Origin of the sequence: Brevibacillus choshinensis, assembly GCF_001420695.1 — a bacterium.
GTDB classification, from domain to species: domain Bacteria; phylum Bacillota; class Bacilli; order Brevibacillales; family Brevibacillaceae; genus Brevibacillus; species Brevibacillus choshinensis.
Genome location: NZ_LJJB01000010.1, coordinates 1,995,815 through 2,018,129 on the forward strand (window position 1 = coordinate 1,995,815; position 22,315 = coordinate 2,018,129).

A 22,315-nucleotide genomic window follows, 5' to 3' on the forward strand; every position below is an offset into this window, starting at 1 on the left:
TCATCATGGAAAAGCGCGAAACATTGCTCGAAGTAAACGGATTGCGTGTCACGTTTAAAACACATGGCGGAGAAATCAATGCGGTCAGGGATGTCACCTTTTCGTTGAAAAAGGGTGAGACGCTCGCAATCGTAGGTGAGTCTGGCTGTGGGAAGAGCGTAACAGCCAAAAGCGTTATGAGACTGGTACCCGAGCACATCGGGAAGATCGCAGGAGGAAGCATCCTATTTAAAGGCAAAGATTTGGCGAAGCTGCCTGAAAAAGAGATGCGAGAGATGCGTGGCAGAGAGATTTCGATGATTTTCCAGGATGCTATGACATCTTTGAACCCGACGATTTCCATCGGGGAACAGATCATGGAAGGGATCATCCGGCATCAGAAGGTCAACAAGGCAGAAGCCAAACGACAGGCAATCGAAATCTTGCATCTCGTGGGAATCGCCAATCCTGAGAGCCGGCTGAAACAATATTTGCATCAATTCAGTGGCGGGATGCGGCAACGGATCATGATCGCAATCGCATTGGTGTGTAAGCCATCTATTCTGATCGCCGATGAGCCGACTACTGCGCTGGACGTGACGATACAGGCGCAAATCATCGACTTGTTCAAAAGCATTCAGGAAAAGACAGGTGTCTCTATCATTATCATCACGCATGACTTGGGAGTAGTGGCCAAGATTGCGGATCGGGTCAACGTCATGTATGCGGGAAAAGTGGTTGAGTCAGGTCCGGTGAGCGACATTTTCTACAATCCGCAGCATCCTTACACAAAAGGCCTGCTAGCTTCCATGCCGCGATTGGATGCGGATCGCGATATTCCGCTCAGCCCAATCCCGGGGACACCACCCGATTTGTTTGCACCTCCACCCGGCTGTGCATTTGCTGCACGCTGTGATTACGCGCTGGAGGTATGCCGCAATTACCAGCCTGCAGAAACGAATGTCCATGGTAATCATGCCGTCTCGTGTTGGTTGCAGGATCCGCGGGCGAAAAAAATGCTGGCTTCCATGCAGGCACCCACAGGAACCTAATCAAATTATCGGTTTTTAGTGGCGATGGATGCTCTGGGTATCAGTATGGTTTTGTCTGATATGCAAGCAGGGATTGATTCTGTGTAAAAGAGGGTGTCGTCCTGCGACGCTATCCTTTTACGACATATAAAAAAAGTATAAGGGGGAAGAAACACAGTGAAAAAAATATCTACACTCCTGTTGTCCGCTTCACTTGCTGCTTCCATGCTGATCGCTGGATGTTCATCCGGCCAGCCTGCGAACAACAACGCAGCACCACCAGCAACCAACAATCAGCCAGCTCCAACGCCACAAGATCAAGCAGCCAAGCTCTTGCTCTTGAACAACATCAAGGAACCGACTTCCTTGGATCCGCCGATTGGTTTTGACGAGCCATCCTACAACATCTTGAACAACCTGATGGAAGGCTTGACCCGTCTGGATGCTGACCAAAAACCACAGCCTGCTGCAGCGACAGAATGGAAAATCTCTCCGGATGGAAAGGTCTACACCTTTACGCTCCGTGAAAACAAATGGACCAACGGTGATCCGGTAACCGCACAAGATTTCGAATACGCATGGAAACGCATGCTCGATCCCAAATTGGCATCATCGGCAGCACCTCTCGCTTACATTATTGAAGGCGCAGAAGCGTACAACAGCGGTAAAGGTACAGCTGATGGCGTAAAAGTAAAAGCAGTGGATGACAAGACACTGGAAGTTACCTTGGCACAGCCTGCTTCCTGGACACTCTTACTCGCTTCCAATCCAGCTTTCTTCCCTGTACACAAAGCAACTGATCAAAAAGATCCCAAATGGGCGGCAGAAGCGGCTACTTTCGTAGGAAATGGACCATTCAAGCTGACCGAATGGGCTCATGACAGCGAATTGAAAATGATGAAAAACGAGAACTACTGGGATGCGGCAAACGTAACCCTGGCTGGTGCCGTTTGGAAAATGATTGACGATGAAAATACGGAGTACCAAATGTTCACGAATGAAGAGCTGCACAGAACGACTACCGTTCCTGCTGATATGGCAGACCAGCTGTTCAAAGAAGGAAAAGTATTGGTTAAGGATGGAGCGGGTACTGAACTCTACCGTTTCAACGTAACCAAAGAACCTTTCGACAACAAAAACATCCGCAAAGCGTTTAGCATGGCGATTGACCGTCAAACCCTCGTTGACCTAGTACTGATGCGTCAGCAAAAACCAGCTACCGGCTTCGTTTCCTACGGTCTGCCTGATGCAAATGGTGCTGGACAGTTCCGTGATGTAGGCGGAGAGCTAATCAAATACGATCCAGCTGAAGCGAAAAAATTGTTGGAACAAGGCATGAAAGAAAAAGGGTATTCCAAATTGCCAGAAGTGACGCTGACCTACCGTAGTGGAACCAACTACGAAAAAACAGCACAAGCTCTGCAAGAAATGTTCAAGCAAAACCTGGGTGTAGATGTGAAGCTTCAAAAGGTCGAAGGAAAAGTACTGACCGATATGCAAAAACAACTGCAATTCCAAATCGCACGTTCTTCCTGGTTGCCTGACTTTGGTGATGCTATCAACTTCCTGGACATTTTCGTGACCAAGAGCCCAAGCAACCGTACGGGCTGGAGCAATGCAGAATATGACAAGTTGATCAAAGACGCATACAAAGAAGCAGATGATGCGAAGCGTATTCAAATGCTCCATGATGCAGAGAAAGTCTTGATGGATGAAGCACCGATCGCACCATTGTACTACTACAACACGTCTCTCCTCCAAAGCGACAAAGTGAGCGGAATCGAGAGCACATCCCTCAGCTACACGGACTTGAGAAAGGCTGTTGTGAAGTAAAAAGCAATTGCCGGGAGAAGTCATTTCAGCGCGTATGGAATGACTCTCCCCCTTTTTTGCCGATTGTTTCAATGGTGCTATAATAAATTATGATTTAGTCAAACAAATTAGAGAAAACAACAAGAACTAGCACTATGAGAAGATGGAGGAAAACATGATTATTCAAGCCATCGAAGTAAAAAGAATTTCTGTTCCGTTGAAAAAGCCATTTAAAACTGCGTTGCGCACAGTCGAAAGTCTGGAATCCATTCTGGTCAAAATCACGTGTGACAATGGCATGGTAGGCTGGGGAGAAGCAGCGGCGACCGTCGTCATTACGGGAGACAGCATCGCAAGCATCGAATCCGCCATTTTAAATACCATGAAGCCGCAGTTGATCGGTCTAAACCTGAATTCCTATGAGCAAGTCTTTCACACGCTGCATCATTCCATGGTGGGTAACAGCAGTGCAAAAGCGGCAGTGGACATTGCCCTGTACGATTTGATTTCACAGCGTGCTGGAATGCCTCTGTATCAGTTCCTCGGCGGATATCGTAATCAGCTGGAAACGGACTATACCGTAAGCGTAAATTCGCCAAAAGAGATGGGAGAAGACGCGGCAGCTTATTTGAAGGATGGCTTTAACGTCCTGAAAATCAAGGTAGGCAAGGATAACATCGAGGATGACATTTTGCGCATCCAGGAAATTCGTAAGGCAGTAGGTAATCAAGTGAAGATTCGTCTTGATGCCAACCAGGGATGGAATGTCAAAGAAGCTGTTCGTTCGATTCGCAAAATGGAAGATATGGGCCTCGACATCGAGCTGATCGAGCAACCGGTGAAAGCTCATGATCTGGAAGGCTTGAAAGTAGTAACCGATTCGGTAGATACACCGATCATGGCTGACGAGAGCGTATTCTCACCTACACAAGCCTTGCAGGTTCTGCGTGACCGCGCTGCCGATCTTATCAATATCAAGCTGATGAAGGCAGGCGGAATTTTCAAAGCACAGTTGATCAACCAAATGGCAGAAGAACACGGTATTCCATGCATGGTTGGCAGCATGATCGAATCTCGTCTGTCCGTCTCGGCAGCGGCTCAATTTGCAGCCAGCAAGAAAAATATTACGCGGTTCGACTTTGATGCTCCACTCATGCTCCTGCACGATGGCATTGATGGTGGTGTGACATATGAGGGCAGAGTCATGACGATGCCGGATGCACCAGGATTGGGCATTCGCGCTGTCAGTCTGTGGGAAGGGGGAGAATAATCGTGAAGTCTTCAATTGTAGCCGTTTCGGTAGCGACGGTATGGACGAAGCCGGAATCTCCACGTGACCTTGATCAAGCGGCACTGACGGTTCCTGTCGATGCTCGCGGATGGCTTACTTCTCTTACCATCGAGGATAAGCTAGGCTTTTACGACAACAACATGATTCAGACCCAAGCGTTATTTGGCACGCGGGTAGAGGTAGAGGAAGAGCAAGGGGAATGGTCCAAAGTCCTCATTCCGGATCAAGCCTGCAATAAAAATGAGATCGGATACCCGGGCTGGATTCCGTCCAATCAGCTGGCGCCTTGGTCAGAATCATTCGAAGTAAAAGAGGGGCAAAAGCTGGCGCTGGTTACGGCGGCGATGACCCACTTGTACACGACAGACAAGCAAAAAGGGATCGAACTGGCGTATTTGACCCGTTTGCCACTCCTTTCGGAAACCGAAGATGGCGTGATCGTATCTACTCCGTTCGGTGAAGGTCTGTTGCGCAAAGAGGATGTAACAATCATTGAGGCAAACAAGCTGATCGAGCTGGCAGGCAACCGCGGTGAAGCCATCGTCGAAAACGGGAAGCAATTCCTCTCCCTGCCATACCTGTGGGGCGGCATGTCTTCCTATGGATACGACTGCTCTGGCTTTGCCTACAATATGCATCGCTCCGTTGGCATTCAGATTCCTCGCGACGCATCGGACCAAGCGAGATCTGGACAGCTCGTGGAAAAGGATGATTTGCTCCCAGGAGACCTTCTTTTCTTTGCTTTTGAGGAAGGGAAAGGCAGAGTCCATCACGTGGGCATTTACATGGGCGATCAGCACATGATTCATTCGCCTGATACACGAGGTACGATTGAAATCGTCAAGCTCGATGAAACCTACAGGCTGATCAAAGAGCATTGCATCTCGAGAAGATACTGGTAAACGGATAACGGGGGAGGAGTGGCCAGATGCAAAAAAAGAAGCTGGTCCAGGTAAAGAACCTAACGAAGACCTTCACGATGGGAAAAGGGCTATCGCTGAAAGCTGCTGACAACGTCTCCTTTGATATTTATGAGGGAGAGACTTTCGGGCTGGTAGGCGAGTCTGGCTGCGGAAAATCGACGACAGGGCGCACAATCATTGGCTTGTATAACCCGACATCTGGGGAAGTCATCTTCGACGGACAGAACGTGCATCAAGCGTCTTCTAGTGAACGCAGAAAGCTGACTCACAACATGCAGATGATTTTCCAAGACCCGTATGCATCCTTGAACCCACGGATGAACATTGCCGAGATTATCTCGGAAGGTCTGCAATTGAACGGGCTGTATAAAGGAAAAGAGAGAATGCAACGCGTCATTGAGTTGCTGGAGATGGTAGGTCTACAAAAAGAGCACGCGAACCGCTTCCCCCACGAATTCAGTGGCGGTCAGCGTCAGCGTATCGGGATTGCCCGCGCGCTTGCTGTGAATCCACGGTTTGTGATTGCGGATGAGCCGATTTCTGCACTCGATGTGTCCGTACAGGCACAAGTCGTCAATCTGATGAAAAATCTGCAGCGGGAGCAAAATCTTACCTATTTGTTTATCGCACATGACCTGGCGATGGTAAAACATATCAGTGACCGCATCGGAGTGATGTACTTAGGGAATATGGTTGAGATGACGGAGAGCGAAAAGCTGTATGAGGCTCCCAAACATCCGTATACCCAAGCCTTGCTGTCGGCCATTCCCGTCCCCGATCCTGATCTTGAAAAGAGCCGAGAACGCAAAATCATTGAGGGCGACGTGCCGAGTCCGATTAATCCTCCGAGCGGGTGTGTGTTCCGTACCCGCTGTCCGGTGGCAAAAGAAGTATGTGCCCAACAGAAACCAGCTTGGCAGGAAGTCGAAACGGGCCATTTTGTCGCCTGTCACCTGTATCAATAATCGACTGATTTTTTCACATCATTCGACATTTTTTGCGAAACCATCCTTTCACTCGGGGGATGGTTTTTTGGTTAGGAGAGCCAGCAAAACTCTCCTTTTTATGGAAGCGTTTCCACTGAACTTTTATGTAAAGTGCTGTTAATATTCTGTAAACACGCAGGAATTGGACGACTTTTGTCGAAATACCGATACTATAAACATCTGGTAACAACTAGGCCAAACTTCATCGTGAATTTCCATTCCAGAGAAGTGAGGGTTGCATATGGCTCTGAGTACATCCTCATTCCAATCGACCCCCCGTCGTTGGCGGGAAGTCGAGACACAGCTAGGTATTACTGTGCCCCGGTCGCTCCGATCAGACACGTCTGCCCTGTTGTTTTTGGAAAGCGTCGCTGCAACACCCATGTTGGACAAAGAAGAAGAAATGGACTGTTTGGTTCGCTACCAACAAAATGCCGATCTGGAGGCCCGGGAAACCCTGGTGCGGGCGTACCTGCGTTACGTCGTAAGCACAGCGTTGCGACATTTGAAACGCGGCATGCCATTTCTAGATTTGATCCAAGAAGGAACTATTGGTTTGTTTACCGCTATTGATAAGTTTGATGTAAATCGCGGTGTTCGCCTCTACCATTATTCACACTGGTGGATTTCGCAGGCGATTACACGTGCGATCAATGACAAAGGAACGTTGATTCGTATTCCCGTTCACATGCATGAACAGATTCGCCAGTATCAAAAGCAAGTGCTGCATTTGGTACACGCTCTGAACCGTACGCCAGATCGACTCGAAATTGCCGGATTGTTGGATATCCCACTGGAAAAAGTAGATGCCATTGAGCTCGCTTTGATGATGAAGATGGAGTCCCTGGATGCCGAGCTGGACAGCGAAAATTGGCTGACGGGACACGAAGACGAATGTCTGAGCTACGCTGAAGTCATGGTCGATGGGGAGTCATCCCTCGATGACTGGATTGAGAAGGTGGATTTGCGCTCCCAAATGCGTGCCGCTCTCGAAAGACTTAGCCCTCGTGCACAAGAGATCATTTCCATGAGGTACGGCCTTTACGACGATCAGGTGTATACCTTAGAGGAAGTTGGCAAAATGTTCGGTTTAACCCGCGAGCGCATACGCCAGATTGAAGCTACCACGATCGATCGGCTGCGCACACAAAAGGCATCTCGCGTTTTAAAAGATTATTTAACGTAAAATAGATCCGAATGACCCCCTCCATGACGAGGGGGTTTTTCGTGCATACTGAAAAGTGTTAGGGTGCACTGGGGAAGGGGCGTAGTCTCTCTTTCTTGTGGTAAACTGTATAGATAAGTCTTTTTAGATTTTGATTTTGTTCACTGTGAAAAGGAGGATCGCCTTCATGAGCGATTATTTAATAAGAGCAACCGGATTTAATGGACACGTACGTGCTTTTGCCGCACGGACCACCACGATTGTAGAAGAAGTGCGCAGACGCCACGACATGTGGAATACCGCGACAGCAGCTGCTGGACGTACGCTGACAGTCAGCTTGATGATGGGCGCGATGTTAAAAGGAGACGAGAGCCTCTATGTCAAAGTAAAAGGGGGAGGACCGATCGGCCAGATCATTGCGGAAGCCAACGCTCACGGAGAAGGTGTCGCTTACGTAACCAACCCGCACGTTCATTTTGATCTCAATGAGAAAGGCAAGCTAGATGTGCGACGCGCGGTAGGGACGGATGGCTTTGTTTATGTGACAAAGGATCTCGGACTGAAGGAGCCGTATCAAGGTAGCTCGCCCATCGTGTCAGGAGAGATTGGGGAGGACTTTACCTACTATTTCGTGACGTCTGAGCAGACGCCATCAGCAGTAGGGGTAGGCGTTCTGGTCAATCCTGAGGATCGCTCGGTGCTGGCTGCGGGTGGATTTATTATCCAGCTTTTGCCGAATACACCGGAAGAAGTGGTGGCCAAAATGGAGGAGCGCCTGAGTGGGCTTCCGCAAGTGTCACGGATGATCGGAGAAGGGCTGTCACCAGAAGAGATCTTGGCAAAAGTTTTGGATGAGCCAAAGTTCCTTAGCCGTACAGAAATCAACTTCACCTGCAAATGCTCTTCGGACAAAGTCATTCAAGCACTGATCAGCCTCGGACATGAGGAAATACAGAGCATGATCGATGAGCAGGGAGAGGCAGAAGTCCACTGCCATTTCTGTAATGAACGTTATCATTATGACAAGTCCGCGCTAGAGGACCTCATGAAAGACATGTAAGCGCGGCGATTGAGTTGGGGAGAGGATGGCATGACCAACACAAAGGGGTTGTGGGCATTCATCGGAGCGCTGGTCCTGCTGCTGCTTGTTGTGACGTGGGCGTGGTACCAATCGTCAAGCAAGCTGCAGTCGGCCGCGGTCGTCGGGGGAACAACCATTAGCGAGGCTGAGTATGTGACTGCACTCAAGCAAAAATTCGGAACACAAGTCCTGCAAGACATGGTCAATCGGGAAGTGGTATTCCAAGCAGCCAAACAGCAGGGGATCACGGTGGACCAAAAACAACTGGATCAGGAGATCGCTCAAATCCGACAAAGCTATGGAAGTGAAACGGATAGCGAATTCCAGCAGGCATTAATCAAGCAGGCGGGGATAACAGAAGAGTCTTTGCGACAGGAAATTACATACCAACTACTGCTTCAGGCTCTGGCCACCAAGGACATCGTAATCAAGGACGAAGAATTACTCGCTTTCTACAACAACCATCCGGAGCGCTATGCCAGGCCGATGCAGGTGAGACTCTGGCAGATTGTAGTCGCTTCACAGGAAGAGGCGGGTCAGGTCATCTCCGAACTAAAACAAGGCGCTAACTTCCAGGCGTTAGCAAAAGAAAGGTCGATCGATTCTCTGACAGCAGCCAATGGCGGAGATATGGGATGGATTTCGCTAGGCGATACCCGAATACCGGACGCATCCAAGGACATTGTGGCTGATCTGAGCACCAAGAAAACCAGTGACCCAGTCATGCTAGATGAGAATAACTATGCTATCTATCGCATTGCAGAACGCAGGGAAGCGCAACAACAGACGTTTGATCAGGTCAAGGAAGAGATACGAAGAGAGCTTGCTTTTGCTCAAGTAGAGTCTCTCGATGATGTGATGGAACGGCTGCGCAACGCAGTAGGAGTCCAGATTTCTGGGCAAATGCAGCATTGACCAAATAGGCAACGGTTGATATAATTACACCAATAAAACCCAGCATTTTACTCGGCTATAATAAATAAGGAGGCAGGACCTATGCGCGTGGCAAATTCGATTACGGAATTGATTGGATCGACACCGTTGGTAAAGCTCAATCGCGTGGTTAGCGAAGAAATTGCAGACATTTACTTGAAGTTGGAATTTTTCAACCCAGGTAGCAGTGTAAAAGACCGGATTGCATTGGCCATGATCGAAGCGGCTGAAGCAGATGGCAGTCTAAAACCGGGCGACACTATCATTGAGCCTACGAGCGGAAATACAGGGATTGGCTTGGCGATGGTCGCTGCTGCAAAAGGATATCGGGCGATTCTGGTCATGCCAGAGACAATGAGTATCGAGCGTCGCAACCTGCTGCGTGCGTATGGGGCTGAGCTTGTACTGACTCCTGGTAGTGAAGGAATGGGAGGAGCTATTCGCAAAGCGGAAGAGCTCGCAAAAGAAAATGACTCGTACTTTATCCCTCAACAATTTAAAAATGAAGCGAACCCTGCTATTCACCGCGATACGACTGCGCGTGAATTGCTGGAGCAAGCAAAGGAAATCGGCGGTGTAGATGCGTTTATTTCTGGCGTTGGTACTGGTGGTACGATCACGGGTGTCGGTCAAGTGCTACGTGAAAGCTACCCGAGCGTGAAAATTGTAGCAGTCGAGCCAGCAGCTTCTCCTGTTCTTTCCGGTGGCAAACCAGGTCCTCATAAAATCCAGGGGATCGGTGCGGGCTTTGTTCCAGAAATCCTGGATACCCAAATCTATGATGAGATCATTAAGGTCGAAAACGAAGATGCGTTTGAAACCGCGCGTCGCGTAGCTCGTCAAGAAGGAATCCTCGGGGGTATCTCTTCTGGAGCTGCTATTCACGCTGCCCTGAAGGTAGCAACTGAGCTGGGCAAAGGGAAAAAAGTGATCGTCATCATTCCTTCGAACGGTGAGCGCTACCTGTCGACTCCGCTGTATCAATTCGAAGACTAAGAGATACTGCATTTACCAGGACCACGCAGGGTCAGATTTGGCCGCGTGGTCTTTTCTTTTTGTATCAATCAACTATATAATGAACGGATAAAACATCCTGGAGACCGGAGTGTGAATAGGATTGTTGTTCCCAACGTATACAGAGTGCCAGGCTTATGCAAACATTTACCCATTCGTGCCAATTACGACTCGCAGACCGTGGCCAGCGCAGCTCGATCCTTGGCAGGTGCTGACGAGCCTCCATCCATCCTTGCAAGATGCAGTGCTATTAGAGAGTGGACGAGCGGGTCGTTACACTTTTCTTGCCTATGAACCGATTGCGACCTTGCGCAGTAAACAGGGAGAAACGATCATCTCCTATCCAGATGGTCACATCGAGAATGCAGCTAGCGATCCATTAGCTGCCTTGCGTGAGCTGCTGGGTGCCTACCAGACACCTGTCATTCCAGACATGCCAGACTTTTCCGGTGGGGCGGTAGGTTATATGAGCTACGATATGAATCGTTTTTTTGAGCCAAGCCTGCCTCAGATCGCGACTGACGACTTACAGTTGCCGGACCTGTATGTTATGATAATGCAAGACCTTCTTGTCTTTGATCATATGACACGTGAAATGATCTTTGTGACCCATTTGGCTTCGAACCACTTGAATGAAGAGACCTATCAAAAGGCTGCAGAAACGCTTGTGCAACGTGCGAATGCGCTGGAAGGTTTAATCATGGCCGAAGATGACGTCGATTGGGACGCTTTGCGAAAGAGACCGTTGGCGCAACAGACACCGGCTTCCGTATCATTCGGCAAAGACCATTTCGAGGATGCCGTTCGCCGGATTCAAGAGTATATTGCCCAAGGAGATGTTTTTCAGGTCAATCTGTCTGTTCGGCAGAGCAAACCGATGAAAGTGACAGCTCCTGACGTATACGAGGTCCTGCGTAAGCTGAATCCATCGCCGTACATGGGATACCTCAGCTTTCCTGAGTTTCAGCTGGTCAGTGCTTCGCCGGAGCTGTTGGTAAAGGTGAAGGGCTGCGAAGTGCATACTCGTCCGATTGCAGGGACTCGCCCACGGGGACAGACCGATGAGCAGGATGAAGCGTTGGCACGCGAACTGATTGACAACGAAAAGGAACGCGCCGAGCACGTCATGCTGGTCGATTTGGAACGGAATGATCTTGGACGTGTATGCCGTTTTGGCAGTGTGGAAGTGAGCGAGTTCATGGTGGTGGAGAAGTATTCCCACGTCATGCACATCGTCTCCCATGTCAAAGGCGAGCTGGCAGCAGACAAGGATGCGTTTGATGCTGTAGCGGCTGCTTTTCCGGGAGGCACGATCACGGGAGCACCCAAGGTCCGAACGATGGAAATCATCGAGGAGCTGGAGCCCGTCAAACGAGGCATGTACACAGGTTCCATTGGTTGGTTCGGTTTCAATGGAGAAGTCGAGGTCAATATTGCCATCCGTACGATGGTGGTCAAGGATGGCATGGCTCACGTTCAAGCGGGAGCGGGGATCGTCATCGATTCCGTGCCAGAGGCAGAGTATGCGGAGTCACTGAAAAAGGCAGAAGCGTTGTGGAAGGCGCTTGAGTTGAGCGAGCAGAGAACGATGAGTTGAGAGGAGATGAGCGTATCATGATTTTGATGATTGATAATTACGATTCTTTTACCTACAATTTGGTGCAGTATGTGGGGGAGCTGGGTGAAGAGCTGCAGGTTTACCGCAATGACAAGATTACGCTGGAAGAAATCGAAAGACTGTCCCCGGACTATCTGATGATTTCACCTGGCCCGTGCACGCCGAATGAAGCGGGGATTAGCATGGATGTCATTCGCCATTTTGCCGGAAAGATCCCGATCATGGGGGTCTGCCTCGGTCATCAGTCCATCGGGCAAGTGTTTGGAGGCAAGGTCATCCGTGCTGAGCGATTGATGCACGGAAAAACGTCCGAAGTTTTGCATGATGGGAAAACCATTTTTCAAGACATTCCGTCGCCGTTTACCGCTGCACGCTATCACTCGCTGATCGTGGAGGAGTCCTCGATTCCGAGTGAGCTGGAAATAACGGCACGTACGGCTGAAGGTGAAATCATGGCGATCCGTCACCGGGAGTATCCCATCGAAGGGGTGCAGTTCCATCCGGAGTCGATCATTACCCAGCATGGGAAGCAGCTCCTGAAAAACTTCCTGAACGCATATGCGCGTCATACGACAGGTTAACGATAGAGTGAATAGAGAGAATGCCGCCTTGATAACGGGCGGCATTTTTACGTTTCGTGTAGGAACTCGCTTTTGTGACGGAATTACGTCGTTTCCAGCCTTACCCTCTACAGCATGTGGTTAGCTGTGTACAATGAAGGGAGGAAGGGGGGAAGCGTTTTGGCAGACCAACGCGAGATGACGGTGGTTAGGCACTTGACAGAATTGCGCAAGCGATTGGTCTGGGTGTTGGCTGTATTCGTTATCGCAGTACTCGCAGGACTCTTTTTCGCAGGTCCTGTTATTGAATATTTGAAAGAACAGCCAATGGCTGATGGTGTACCGATTATTTCCCGTCGCCCCTCTGACGCACTGAGCGTATACATGCAGTTTGCCGTGCTGATCGGTGTGGTTCTTTCTCTTCCGGTAGCTTTGTACCACACGTGGCGATTTGTTTCAAACGGACTGAGCAATCGCGAGAGACGCTTGACCATGTACTTCATTCCAGCTGCCTTTTTCTTGTTTGTGGCTGGTATTTTGTTCGGTTATTATGTCGTATTTTCTATGATGATGAAGTTTTTGACTCAAATGTCGACAACGATCGGGGCTACCCCTAATTACGGGATTGGCGAGTACTTTGATTTCCTGTTTGATATGGTGATCCCGATTGGTGTGTTGTTCGAATTACCGATACTCGTGGTGTTCCTTACCAGATTGCGAATTTTAAATCCTATGCGGCTGGCCAAGATCCGTCGGTTTGCGTATTTCGGCATAACGGTTGTGACGTTTATCTTGACCCCACCGGAGATTGTTACGGAAATTCTGGTGACCATTCCGCTACTCCTTTTGTACGAGTTGAGCATTTGGCTGTCACGTATCGTTTACCGCAAGCAAGTAAAAGAAGACGAAGAATGGGAAAAGAGCGCCGTGTAGCACGCGTATCCTATTCTATTACCGCCTTGTAAAGCAGGGCGGTATTTTTTTGTGCAAATTTACAGAAGGGTTGGAATTCTTAACAGGGACTTTATAAAGCGTTAACGGGACCTAGATATAAGGCATGTACAATTATGAAGAAAGATGACGAAAAGGAGCGATTGTACATGGATGTAAATCGTCGACAATTTTTGACTTATCTTGGAGCAGGAACAGCGGCTTTGGCTTCAATGGCTACCGGAATTCCCGCGCTCGCAGCAGGAGGAGCTCTTTCAGGGAAAACAGCAGACCACTTGTTCGGTCTCGAGAATCAAAAGCACAATTTCAATCCAAAATTCAAAGCCATTCATCCGACTACCCAAGACGATGTCGTATTGCCAGACGGTTACAAATACGACGTAATTGCTTCTTATGGAGATAAAATCAACGCGGCAGGAGATACTTTTGGATTCAACAATGATTTCACCTGTTATCTGCCGATCGATGGCAAGGCTGACCACGGCCTTTTGTGGGTGAACCACGAGTATTTGGGTGAGCTGGAGCATTACGTGACTGGTTATGACTACCTGAATGCAGATCCTAGCAACAACACACGTACCCCTGAGCAAATCCAAAAATATTTGTACGCGCTTGGCGGTTCCGTCATTGAAATTAAGAAGGAAAATGGAAAGTGGAAGCTGGTTTCCAACTCCAAATACGGTCGTCGCGTCAGTGGTTTGACCAAGCATGCACTGACTGGTCCTGCAGCTTCGATCTCCAAAGAAGTAACAGGGACATTTGCCAACTGCTCCGGTGGTGTTACCCTCTGGAATACTGTACTCTCCTGTGAGGAAAACTTCATCGATGTAGTCGGGGATTGCAAGCTACCAGATGCCAAACACTACGGCTGGGTAATCGAGGTAGATCCGTTCGATCCGAAATCCACGCCGAAAAAACATACAGCACTGGGTCGCTTCTCTCATGAAAACACCGCAATGGTGCTGGCTCCAACAGGCCAACTGGTGGTTTACATGGGCGATGATGCCAAAGACCAATACGTGTACAAATACGTTTCCAAAGCCAAGTTTGATCCAAAAGCGGGCAAATCCAACTCCAAGCTGCTAGAGGAGGGTACCCTGTACGTTGCTAACTTCGGTAAAGGCAAATGGATCGCAATGGATTACGCAACAAACGAGGCACTGCAAAAAGCGAAAAACAGCGATGGCAAACCACTGTTTACTTCCCAAGCAGACGTACTGGTCAATTGCCGCGAAGCCTCCAAAGCAGTTGGAGCAACACCAATGGACCGTCCAGAAGACCTCGAGGTACACCCTATCGATGGCTCTGTCTTCATCTCGTTGACCAACAACGACAAGCACGGTAACTTCTACGGTCAAATCGTCCGACTGTTTGAAAAAGACAACAACCATGCTGGTGGAGAATTCACGTTTGAAATCTTTGCTGCGGGTGGCCCACAAAGCGGTTTTGCGGCACCGGATAACATGGCGTTCGACAGTGCAGGAAATCTGTGGGTTGTAACAGATATTTCTTCCTCTTCTATGAATAGCGGTATCTACAAAACATTTGGAAACAACGGTGTATTCTATATTCCGACAACGGGAAACAGCAAAGGTGTAGCCGCTCAGTTTGCTTCTGCTCCAGTAGGCGCTGAGATGACAGGTCCTTGGTTTACGCCAGACGAAAAAACATTGTTCCTGTCCGTACAGCATCCAGGTGAAAACCTGAAAGGCTACGATCAGCCGACCAGCCATTGGCCAAAAGGTGGAAGCTCTGTTGCATTGCCGAGTGTGATCGCGGTAACAGGTTTCTAGGATAAGGAGTGTAGGCATATATGCTATCGACCATCGGGATTCCTGGGTTGATTCTGATTTTGATTATTGCGCTGGTGATTTTCGGACCCAGCAAACTGCCGGAAATCGGTCGGGCTTTTGGTCGCACGTTGACTGAATTTAAAACAGCCGCAAAAGATTTGACGAAGGATGACGAAGAAGGCAAGGACAAGGCTGTGAAAGGATCGACTGCTGATCTTTCTGCAGCTGCGATCCAAGAAGACACGTTGAAACGAGTCAACTAAACCAGTTCGAGGGGAAGGTGGTGCGTGATGGAACGCATTGCCTTTTTCCTTTTGAACGCGCATGAGGAGGGTTTCGCATGAGTCGAGAGATGCCGTTTCTGGAGCATTTGACTGACCTGCGGCGCAGGCTGTTGATCGTAGCAGTGGCGCTCGTGTTGAGCGTGTTGATCTGCTTTTTGTTTGTCGATCACATTTATCAATTATTGGCGAGCCGTTCAGGAGAAAAGCTGGCGATCCTTGGTCCTGGAGATATTTTGTCGATCTATGTAAAACTGTCTGCGATTGGGGGCATTGCCTTCACGATTCCGATTGCGGCTTACCAGGCGTGGCGATTCGTCGTTCCGGCCTTACAGGAGAGGGAGCGTAAGGTGGCTTTGATGTACATCCCAGCTCTGTTCCTGCTTTTTATCCTGGGACTTTCCTTTGCCTATTTCGTCCTGTTTCCGACGATGTATCACTTCGTACTGGGGTTGTCCAACGGGAACTTCGATCTAGTCATTACGGCAAACGACTATTTCACGTTCATGCTCAACCTTTGCCTGCCGTTCGGGCTGCTGTTTGAGCTGCCAGTGGTCGTACTCTTTCTGAGCCATCTGGGCATTTTGAATCCGCATCGTTTGGCCAAAATGCGCAGGCCAGCTTATCTGGTGCTGTCCGTGATCTCGATTACCATCACGCCACCTGATTTCCTTTCCGATATCATGGTGATTGTTCCGTTGATCGTGCTATACGAAATTTCCATCAGCATATCACGCCTTATACACCGCAAACGCACTCGGGAAACTGCGCTTTCCGCCTAAATATGGTATGATGCTCTCGATCATGTTATCGGGAGAGAGCGAGCATGCACGTATATGTGAATGGAACCATCTATCCGGCAGAACAAGCTTCGGTATCGGTCATGGACCATGGATTTTTATACGGGATAGGATTGTTTGAGACCTTACGCGTTTACGATCGTCGCCTGTTTTTATGGGAAGCTCATTACGCCCGGCTCTGCTCCGGGCTTTTGGCATTGCGCATTACTCCGGCCTGGACATCTGAGGAGTTGGCAGCTGCTGTGCTGCAGACGATTGACGCCAATGGATTGTCAGATGCGTACGTGCGACTGAGTGTAACAGCTGGACCGGAAGGCGTAGGGCTCGTAGCTGATGGCTATGAACGTCCTTCGCTTTTTGTGTTTGCCAAGCCTGTGGCTCCACTCGCAGATCCGCCACATCCGAAGCGTTTGCAGACACTGGAACTGCCGCGGCAGACGGCTGAGGGGCACCAACGCTTCAAGTCTCACAACTACCTGAACAACGCATTGGCCAAGCAAGAGCTGAGCGGAGCACCTTCTGACGTAGAGGGCTTGTTTTTGACGCATGACGGCTATTTGGCGGAAGGAATCGTCAGTAATTTGTTTTGGCTAAATCATGATCGGTTATATACTCCCTCGCTAGAGACAGGCATCTTGGACGGGGTGACTCGGCAGCATGTCCTCTTGCTCGCCAAACGGATGGGATTACCGACAGAAGAAGGCAGGTTTCGACTGGAAGCATTACGGGAAGCTGATGAAGTGTTCGTGACGAATTCGGTTCAGGAGATCGTTCCGGTGCTTGAAATCGACGGGCATCTAGTCACCTCGAACTACGGGAAATACACGCAGGAACTACACCGCGCCTACCGTGAGTCTATAGCGATAGGCGAGTAAATTATGGTATGCTACTATTCAACATGTTACGACGGAAAAGGGAGCAAAGCTCATGAAGTACAATCCATTTCTGATCCATGCAGCGACTCGCGAGGAACTAGCAGCAGAGCTGACCAAAAGGGGCGTCATTTCCTCTGAAATTAAACGACTGGTGAAGTCCGATGGTACCACGCGAATTCATTTGGAGAACTTGACCAAGGAAGAAGCGGGACTGCTGCGTCAGGACATGCTGTCGGTAGGCGGTGAGGCTATTCTGGTTGATCAACCAGGCGATGCAATCACGTCCACTGCTCTGCTCCTGTCGTCTCGCTCACAGCTGGAAGCGCTACTGGAGCGTTTGGCAGAAAAAAATACGGGCTTGCGTGCGGCTTCGGCAGAGATACGGGAGGCTTTAGCTGGTCCTGAGCTGCTACGCGAGCGACGTGAACTGGTTTGCGGGCGTCATGTTCTGCCTTTGGGTGAGCGCACATTGATCATGGGAATTTTGAATGTGACCCCTGACTCATTTTCGGACGGGGGGAAATATGTCGATCTCGATCAGGCGTTGGCCCAAGCGCGTGCCATGGTTGAAGCGGGCGCGGATATCATCGACATCGGGGGCGAATCGACGCGACCAGGATCAGTACCGGTGAGCGAAGCGGAAGAGCTAGATCGGGTTCTGCCAGTCATTCGTATTTTGTCGCAGGAGCTGTCTGTACCGTTGTCGATTGATACGTACAAGCCAGGGGTGGCGGATCGGGCGATTCAAGCGGGAGCCCATATCGTCAACGATATTTGGGGAGCTAGACGGGACCGGCGGATGGCAGAAGTAGCTGCGCGCCATCGAGTCCCGATCATTTTGATGCACAATCGGGAAGACACGGATTATCATGATTTCTTTGCCGATTACGTTCGAGATTTGCGAGAATCGGTCGATATCGCACGTTCTGCAGGTGTAGAGCCAGATCAGATTGTCCTCGACCCGGGCATCGGCTTTGTCAAATCGTTGGAGCAAAATCTCGAAACGATGCGCAGACTCGATGATTTGGTGGCATTGGGATATCCCGTTTTGCTGGCAACATCGCGAAAGAGAATGATTGGCCATGTGCTGGACCTCCCTGTTGAAGAGCGAGTGGAAGGAACGGCTGCGACCGTCGCACTAGGTGTGACCAAGGGCTGTCATATCGTTCGGGTGCATGATGTAAAAGAAATGAAGCGCGTAGCCAAGATGATGGACGCGATGCTGAGAGGAGGCATATCTGTTGGATAAAATCTATTTCAACGGCATGTCGTTTTACGGCTATCACGGAGTGTTTGGAGCAGAAGCCGAGCTGGGGCAGCGATTTTATGTTGATCTCGCCCTGTCACTGGATCTGTCCAAGGCAGGTGCCAGTGACGATCTCAACGACACGGTGAACTACGCTGAAATTTTTAGCTGTGTTCAAAAAATAGTGGAGGGTGAGCGGTACAACCTGGTAGAAAAGCTGACAGCGCAGATCGCAGAACGGCTGCTTGCCCAGTTCCCTTTCAGCGAGGCCAAGGTGAAGGTGACCAAGCCGAATCCGCCGATAAATGGGCATTACGAATCTGTAGCCATTGAAATGACTCGCCGGAGAGAGGATATTGGATCATGACAGTTTGTGCTTACCTCGCGCTTGGGTCCAACATAGGCAATCGCGAGGAGACCTTGCGAAAAGCGATCAGACAATTGCATGAACAACCAGGAATTCGCGTCTCGCGGGTATCATTTGTATACGAAACCGATCCAGTCGGTTATGTCGATCAGGAAGCGTTCCTCAATATGGTGGTGGCTGTCGAGACAGAGCTTTCTGCGGACCAGCTTTTAGAAACGGCTCTGTCTGTAGAGAAAGAGCTGGGAAGAGTCCGAACCATTCGCTGGGGACCGCGAACCATTGATATTGATGTGCTGTTGTACGGCCAATATACCATCGAGAATGAGCATCTCAAGATTCCACATCCAGCGATGGCAGAGCGAGCTTTTGTATTGGTCCCTCTTCGTGATGTTTGGGAGGGCGGAGCTTTGCCTGTGTACAACCAGACGATTGATCATTTTCTATTGCAATTGGCAGAGGATCACAAGGGGGTACGTAAGTGGGGAGCAATCAATTGGGAAATCGAATCCGGTCCTTTCGAAAACTAAAGGGGTATACACAACAGTCCCTTTCGGTAAAGCTGGGAGTGTCATTATCATTTGTCGGATCGCTGGAGAGGGGTACTCGGGTGCCGACAGAACCTGTATTGCGTAAGATCGCCAGCACTTTACAGGTCGATTATGATGAATTATGTGCTATAAATAAATGATGACTATTGGATAGGTCATTCCTCTCCAAGCACCCCGCTGACAACGAAGTGATGCTCGCTAGTGATGCGGGAATCAGGAGGTCGAAATAGATGAAAATCGGAAATATCGAGTTGAAAAATAATGTAGTCTTGGCGCCGATGGCTGGAGTTTGTAACCCTGCCTTTCGTTTGATTGCCAAGGAGTTTGGTACTGGTTTGGTTTGCGCCGAAATGGTTAGTGATAAAGGGATTGTACACGGCAATAAGAAAACGATTGAAATGCTGTATGTGGACGATCGCGAAAAACCACTAAGTTTACAGATTTTTGGCGGAGACAAGGAAACATTGGTGGAAGCGGCGAAGTATGTAGACCAACACACTAATGCAGATATCATCGACATCAATATGGGCTGTCCTGTGCCTAAAATCACGAGCTGTGACGCAGGTGCACGTCTCTTGCTCGATCCAAATAAGATCTACGAAGTGGTGTCGGCCGTAGTCGATGCAGTCGATAAACCAGTAACCGTCAAAATGAGATTGGGCTGGGATGAAGAGCACTTGTATGTCATCGACAATGCCAAGGCTGTAGAGCGTGCAGGAGGCAAGGCGATCGCCGTTCATGGTCGCACGCGTGTGCAGATGTACAAAGGGCATGCCGACTGGAGCTGGATTGGTCGCGTAAAGGAAGCAGTCTCGATTCCTGTCATTGGGAATGGTGATGTTGCGACTCCTGAAGACGCTCGTCGTATGCTGGACACTACTGGCTGCGATGGAGTGATGATCGGTCGTGCAGCACTCGGTAATCCATGGATGCTGTACCGAACCATTCAGTATCTGACTACCGGAGAACTGGCTTCTGAACCGTCCGTACGTGAAAAGATGGATATTTGTCTGTTGCATGCGGAGAGATTGATTGCATTGAAGGGCCCGCGTGTAGGTGTTCTGGAAATGCGGAAACATGCCGCCTGGTATTTGAAAGGATTGAAAGGCTCTACTCATACCAAGAATTTGATCAATGGGGTAGAGACGGAAGAAGAGCTTCGTCGTATTTTGGTGGAGTATGTCGATTGGGTTGAAAACTACGTAGGCGATGAAGCAGAACTGTTGGAAACCGCGCAAAACGAAGCGGTTTGCTACTAGTTTTGATCGGTCATTCCAAACATTGACAAGGGTTCCTTCATATCCTATAATACTCCGTAATATTGGGAGCCAAGCTGCCAGTTCACGCTGGCAGCTTTACCTATGAATCCTCACATGCATTTATGATCTGCTGTATATTGTATAGAACAACTACATATAATCCTTTGTACTTTACCCAGTGCGAATGGAATCATTTTTTTAAACGGGGGAATTGAATCATGTCTGAAAAAGAAGTCATCCTTACACCAGAAGGTTTAACAAAGCTTGAACAAGAGCTTGAGGATTTGAAAACGGTTAAACGTAAGGAAGTAGCTGCACGGATTAAAGAAGCGATCAGCTTTGGTGATATTAGCGAGAACTCTGAGTACGAAGAAGCGAAAAATGAACAGGCGTTCATTGAGGGCCGCATCCTGACTCTAGAAAAAATGCTTCGCAATGCTCGCATCATCACAAACGAAGATGTTGATACCGGCGTAGTAAGTGTCGGTTCTAGAGTGAAGCTGAAAGACCTGGAGTTCGGCGATGTCGTGGATTACACGATTGTAGGTTCTGCTGAGTCTGATCCGATGAACAACAAGATTTCGAATGAGTCTCCAGTAGGCCAAGCGCTTTTGGGTAAAGCAAAAGGCGCTGTCGTAGATGTAAACGTTCCAGCCGGGACTATTCAATACGAAATTCTCGATATCAACCTGTAAGCTGTAAACCCATGGCGTACCTTTCAATAGGTACGCCGTATCACTATTTATTCGACCTGCGCAAATCTGTCAAAGCAGGTATTTTTTAGAGGAGTGAGTGAAATGTCAAACGAGCAAGACTTGCAACAAGAACAAGAGCAAGAAGAGCAGTTACACGAACTGCTGCAGGTGCGCCACGATAAAATGGATCAGCTACGCGAATGGGGCTTTGATCCGTTCGGTAAAAAATTCGAACAAACCCATCATGCGGATGAAATCATAAAGGCATTTGCTGACAAGTCCAAAGAAGACCTGGAAGCAGAAGAAAACACGGTAATCATTGCAGGGCGTTTGATGGCGAAGCGTGCGATGGGTAAAGCGAGCTTTGCGCAATTGCTGGATCGCTCTGGTCAGATTCAAATCTATGTGCGCCAAGATACGGTCGGCGAAGAGCTTCACAAAGTATTTGATCTGAGTGATATTGGTGATTTGATCGGTGTAAAAGGTGTTGTTTTCAAAACCAAGACCGGTGAGCTTAGTGTAAAAGCGAAAGAACTGACATACCTGACCAAGTCTCTGCGTCCGTTGCCAGAGAAATATCATGGTCTGAAAGATATCGAGACACGCTATCGCAAGCGTTACGTGGATTTGATTGTGAATCCGGAAGTGCGCGACACGTTTATTACTCGTAGTCGTATCCTGACGTCCATGCGTCGTTACTTGGACAACCTTGGCTACCTCGAAGTTGAGACACCTACTTTGCACGCAATTGCAGGGGGAGCATCTGCTCGACCTTTCATTACGCACCACAATGCTTTGGACATGCAGTTGTATATGCGGATTGCTATTGAGCTGCATTTGAAACGTCTGATTGTAGGCGGCCTGGAGAAAGTTTATGAAATTGGCCGCGTTTACCGTAACGAAGGAATTTCGACCCGTCACAATCCTGAGTTCACCATGATTGAGCTGTATGAAGCGTACGCTGACTACCAGGACATCATGAAACTGACGGAAGAATTGATTGCGCATATCGCTCAGGAAGTATTGGGAACGATGAAAATTCAATACCAAGGAAATGAGATTGATCTGACACCACAGTGGCGTCGTGTGCACATGGTTGATTTAATC

Annotated in this window: 23 protein-coding genes (1 of these 23 only partly in view); all 23 read left to right on the forward strand. The window is 49.1% G+C overall.

Annotated features, from left to right (window positions below; all coding sequences use genetic code 11):
* The first annotated feature begins 5 nt into the window (after positions 1–5).
* Positions 6–1,031 (forward strand): ABC transporter ATP-binding protein, encoded by a 1,026-nt coding sequence (locus AN963_RS19620; RefSeq protein WP_055746157.1) that lies wholly within the window; start codon positions 6–8, stop codon positions 1,029–1,031.
* 156 nt (positions 1,032–1,187) lie between these two features.
* Entirely contained in the window at positions 1,188–2,843 is a 1,656-nt protein-coding gene (locus tag AN963_RS19625) for a peptide ABC transporter substrate-binding protein (RefSeq protein WP_055746158.1), read from the forward strand.
* Positions 2,844–2,997: 154 nt separating this feature from the next.
* Positions 2,998–4,092, forward strand: a complete 1,095-nt coding sequence (locus tag AN963_RS19630) for a dipeptide epimerase (RefSeq protein WP_055746159.1) — start codon at positions 2,998–3,000, stop codon at positions 4,090–4,092.
* Between the two features lie 2 nt (positions 4,093–4,094).
* A complete protein-coding gene (locus AN963_RS19635) occupies positions 4,095–5,015 on the forward strand; it encodes a C40 family peptidase (protein ID WP_055746160.1) in 921 nt (306 codons plus the stop codon).
* A gap of 26 nt (positions 5,016–5,041) precedes the next feature.
* Positions 5,042–6,001, forward strand: a complete 960-nt coding sequence (locus AN963_RS19640; RefSeq protein ID WP_055746161.1) for an ABC transporter ATP-binding protein — start codon at positions 5,042–5,044, stop codon at positions 5,999–6,001.
* Positions 6,002–6,263: 262 nt separating this feature from the next.
* Positions 6,264–7,208: a sigma-70 family RNA polymerase sigma factor gene (locus tag AN963_RS19645; protein WP_055746162.1), complete on the forward strand. Its 945-nt coding sequence runs from the start codon at positions 6,264–6,266 to the stop codon at positions 7,206–7,208.
* A 166-nt stretch (positions 7,209–7,374) separates the two neighbouring features.
* Complete coding sequence (hslO, locus tag AN963_RS19650) at positions 7,375–8,247, forward strand: Hsp33 family molecular chaperone HslO (protein ID WP_055746163.1); 873 nt, start codon at positions 7,375–7,377, stop codon at positions 8,245–8,247.
* A gap of 30 nt (positions 8,248–8,277) precedes the next feature.
* Entirely contained in the window at positions 8,278–9,183 is a 906-nt protein-coding gene (locus tag AN963_RS19655) for a peptidyl-prolyl cis-trans isomerase (protein ID WP_055746164.1), read from the forward strand.
* 81 nt (positions 9,184–9,264) lie between these two features.
* The gene (gene cysK / locus AN963_RS19660; protein WP_055746165.1) at positions 9,265–10,197 is read left to right on the forward strand and encodes a cysteine synthase A; all 933 of its coding nucleotides are present in this window, start codon (positions 9,265–9,267) and stop codon (positions 10,195–10,197) included.
* A gap of 124 nt (positions 10,198–10,321) precedes the next feature.
* Positions 10,322–11,812, forward strand: coding sequence for an anthranilate synthase component I family protein (locus AN963_RS19665; RefSeq protein ID WP_055746376.1), 1,491 nt, complete (start codon positions 10,322–10,324; stop codon positions 11,810–11,812).
* A 17-nt stretch (positions 11,813–11,829) separates the two neighbouring features.
* Positions 11,830–12,414 (forward strand): aminodeoxychorismate/anthranilate synthase component II, encoded by a 585-nt coding sequence (gene pabA, locus AN963_RS19670; protein WP_055746166.1) that lies wholly within the window; start codon positions 11,830–11,832, stop codon positions 12,412–12,414.
* A 177-nt stretch (positions 12,415–12,591) separates the two neighbouring features.
* Positions 12,592–13,326 carry a twin-arginine translocase subunit TatC gene (tatC, locus tag AN963_RS19675; protein WP_407922558.1) on the forward strand — a complete coding sequence of 245 codons (735 nt, stop codon included), beginning with the start codon at positions 12,592–12,594 and terminating at the stop codon, positions 13,324–13,326.
* A gap of 167 nt (positions 13,327–13,493) precedes the next feature.
* On the forward strand, positions 13,494–15,137 hold the full coding sequence (locus AN963_RS19680) for a PhoX family protein (RefSeq protein ID WP_055746377.1): 1,644 nt from the start codon (positions 13,494–13,496) through the stop codon (positions 15,135–15,137).
* Between the two features lie 20 nt (positions 15,138–15,157).
* On the forward strand, positions 15,158–15,400 hold the full coding sequence (gene tatA / locus AN963_RS19685; protein ID WP_055746168.1) for a twin-arginine translocase TatA/TatE family subunit: 243 nt from the start codon (positions 15,158–15,160) through the stop codon (positions 15,398–15,400).
* 77 nt (positions 15,401–15,477) lie between these two features.
* On the forward strand, positions 15,478–16,200 hold the full coding sequence (gene tatC, locus AN963_RS19690; RefSeq protein WP_055746169.1) for a twin-arginine translocase subunit TatC: 723 nt from the start codon (positions 15,478–15,480) through the stop codon (positions 16,198–16,200).
* A 44-nt stretch (positions 16,201–16,244) separates the two neighbouring features.
* Positions 16,245–17,093 (forward strand): aminodeoxychorismate lyase, encoded by an 849-nt coding sequence (gene pabC / locus AN963_RS19695; RefSeq protein WP_055746170.1) that lies wholly within the window; start codon positions 16,245–16,247, stop codon positions 17,091–17,093.
* Between the two features lie 406 nt (positions 17,094–17,499).
* On the forward strand, positions 17,500–18,342 hold the full coding sequence (folP, locus tag AN963_RS30930; protein WP_055746378.1) for a dihydropteroate synthase: 843 nt from the start codon (positions 17,500–17,502) through the stop codon (positions 18,340–18,342).
* Positions 18,335–18,706, forward strand: coding sequence for a dihydroneopterin aldolase (gene folB, locus AN963_RS19705; protein ID WP_055746171.1), 372 nt, complete (start codon positions 18,335–18,337; stop codon positions 18,704–18,706). Before folP ends, folB begins: the two co-directional genes overlap by 8 nt.
* The gene (gene folK / locus AN963_RS19710; RefSeq protein WP_055746172.1) at positions 18,703–19,233 is read left to right on the forward strand and encodes a 2-amino-4-hydroxy-6-hydroxymethyldihydropteridine diphosphokinase; all 531 of its coding nucleotides are present in this window, start codon (positions 18,703–18,705) and stop codon (positions 19,231–19,233) included. The genes folB and folK overlap by 4 nt, the downstream gene beginning before the upstream one ends.
* Positions 19,185–19,394, forward strand: a complete 210-nt coding sequence (locus tag AN963_RS30425) for a helix-turn-helix domain-containing protein (protein ID WP_083496979.1) — start codon at positions 19,185–19,187, stop codon at positions 19,392–19,394. The genes folK and AN963_RS30425 overlap by 49 nt, the downstream gene beginning before the upstream one ends.
* A 90-nt stretch (positions 19,395–19,484) precedes the next feature.
* A complete protein-coding gene (gene dusB, locus AN963_RS19715) occupies positions 19,485–20,513 on the forward strand; it encodes a tRNA dihydrouridine synthase DusB (RefSeq protein ID WP_055746173.1) in 1,029 nt (342 codons plus the stop codon).
* A gap of 218 nt (positions 20,514–20,731) precedes the next feature.
* Positions 20,732–21,208 carry a transcription elongation factor GreA gene (gene greA / locus AN963_RS19720; RefSeq protein WP_055746174.1) on the forward strand — a complete coding sequence of 159 codons (477 nt, stop codon included), beginning with the start codon at positions 20,732–20,734 and terminating at the stop codon, positions 21,206–21,208.
* A gap of 102 nt (positions 21,209–21,310) precedes the next feature.
* Positions 21,311–22,315 carry the 5' portion of a lysine--tRNA ligase gene (lysS, locus tag AN963_RS19725; protein ID WP_055746175.1) on the forward strand. The gene runs 516 nt beyond the window's last position, so only the first 1,005 of its 1,521 coding nucleotides appear in the window; it begins with the start codon at positions 21,311–21,313; its stop codon lies beyond the right edge, outside the window.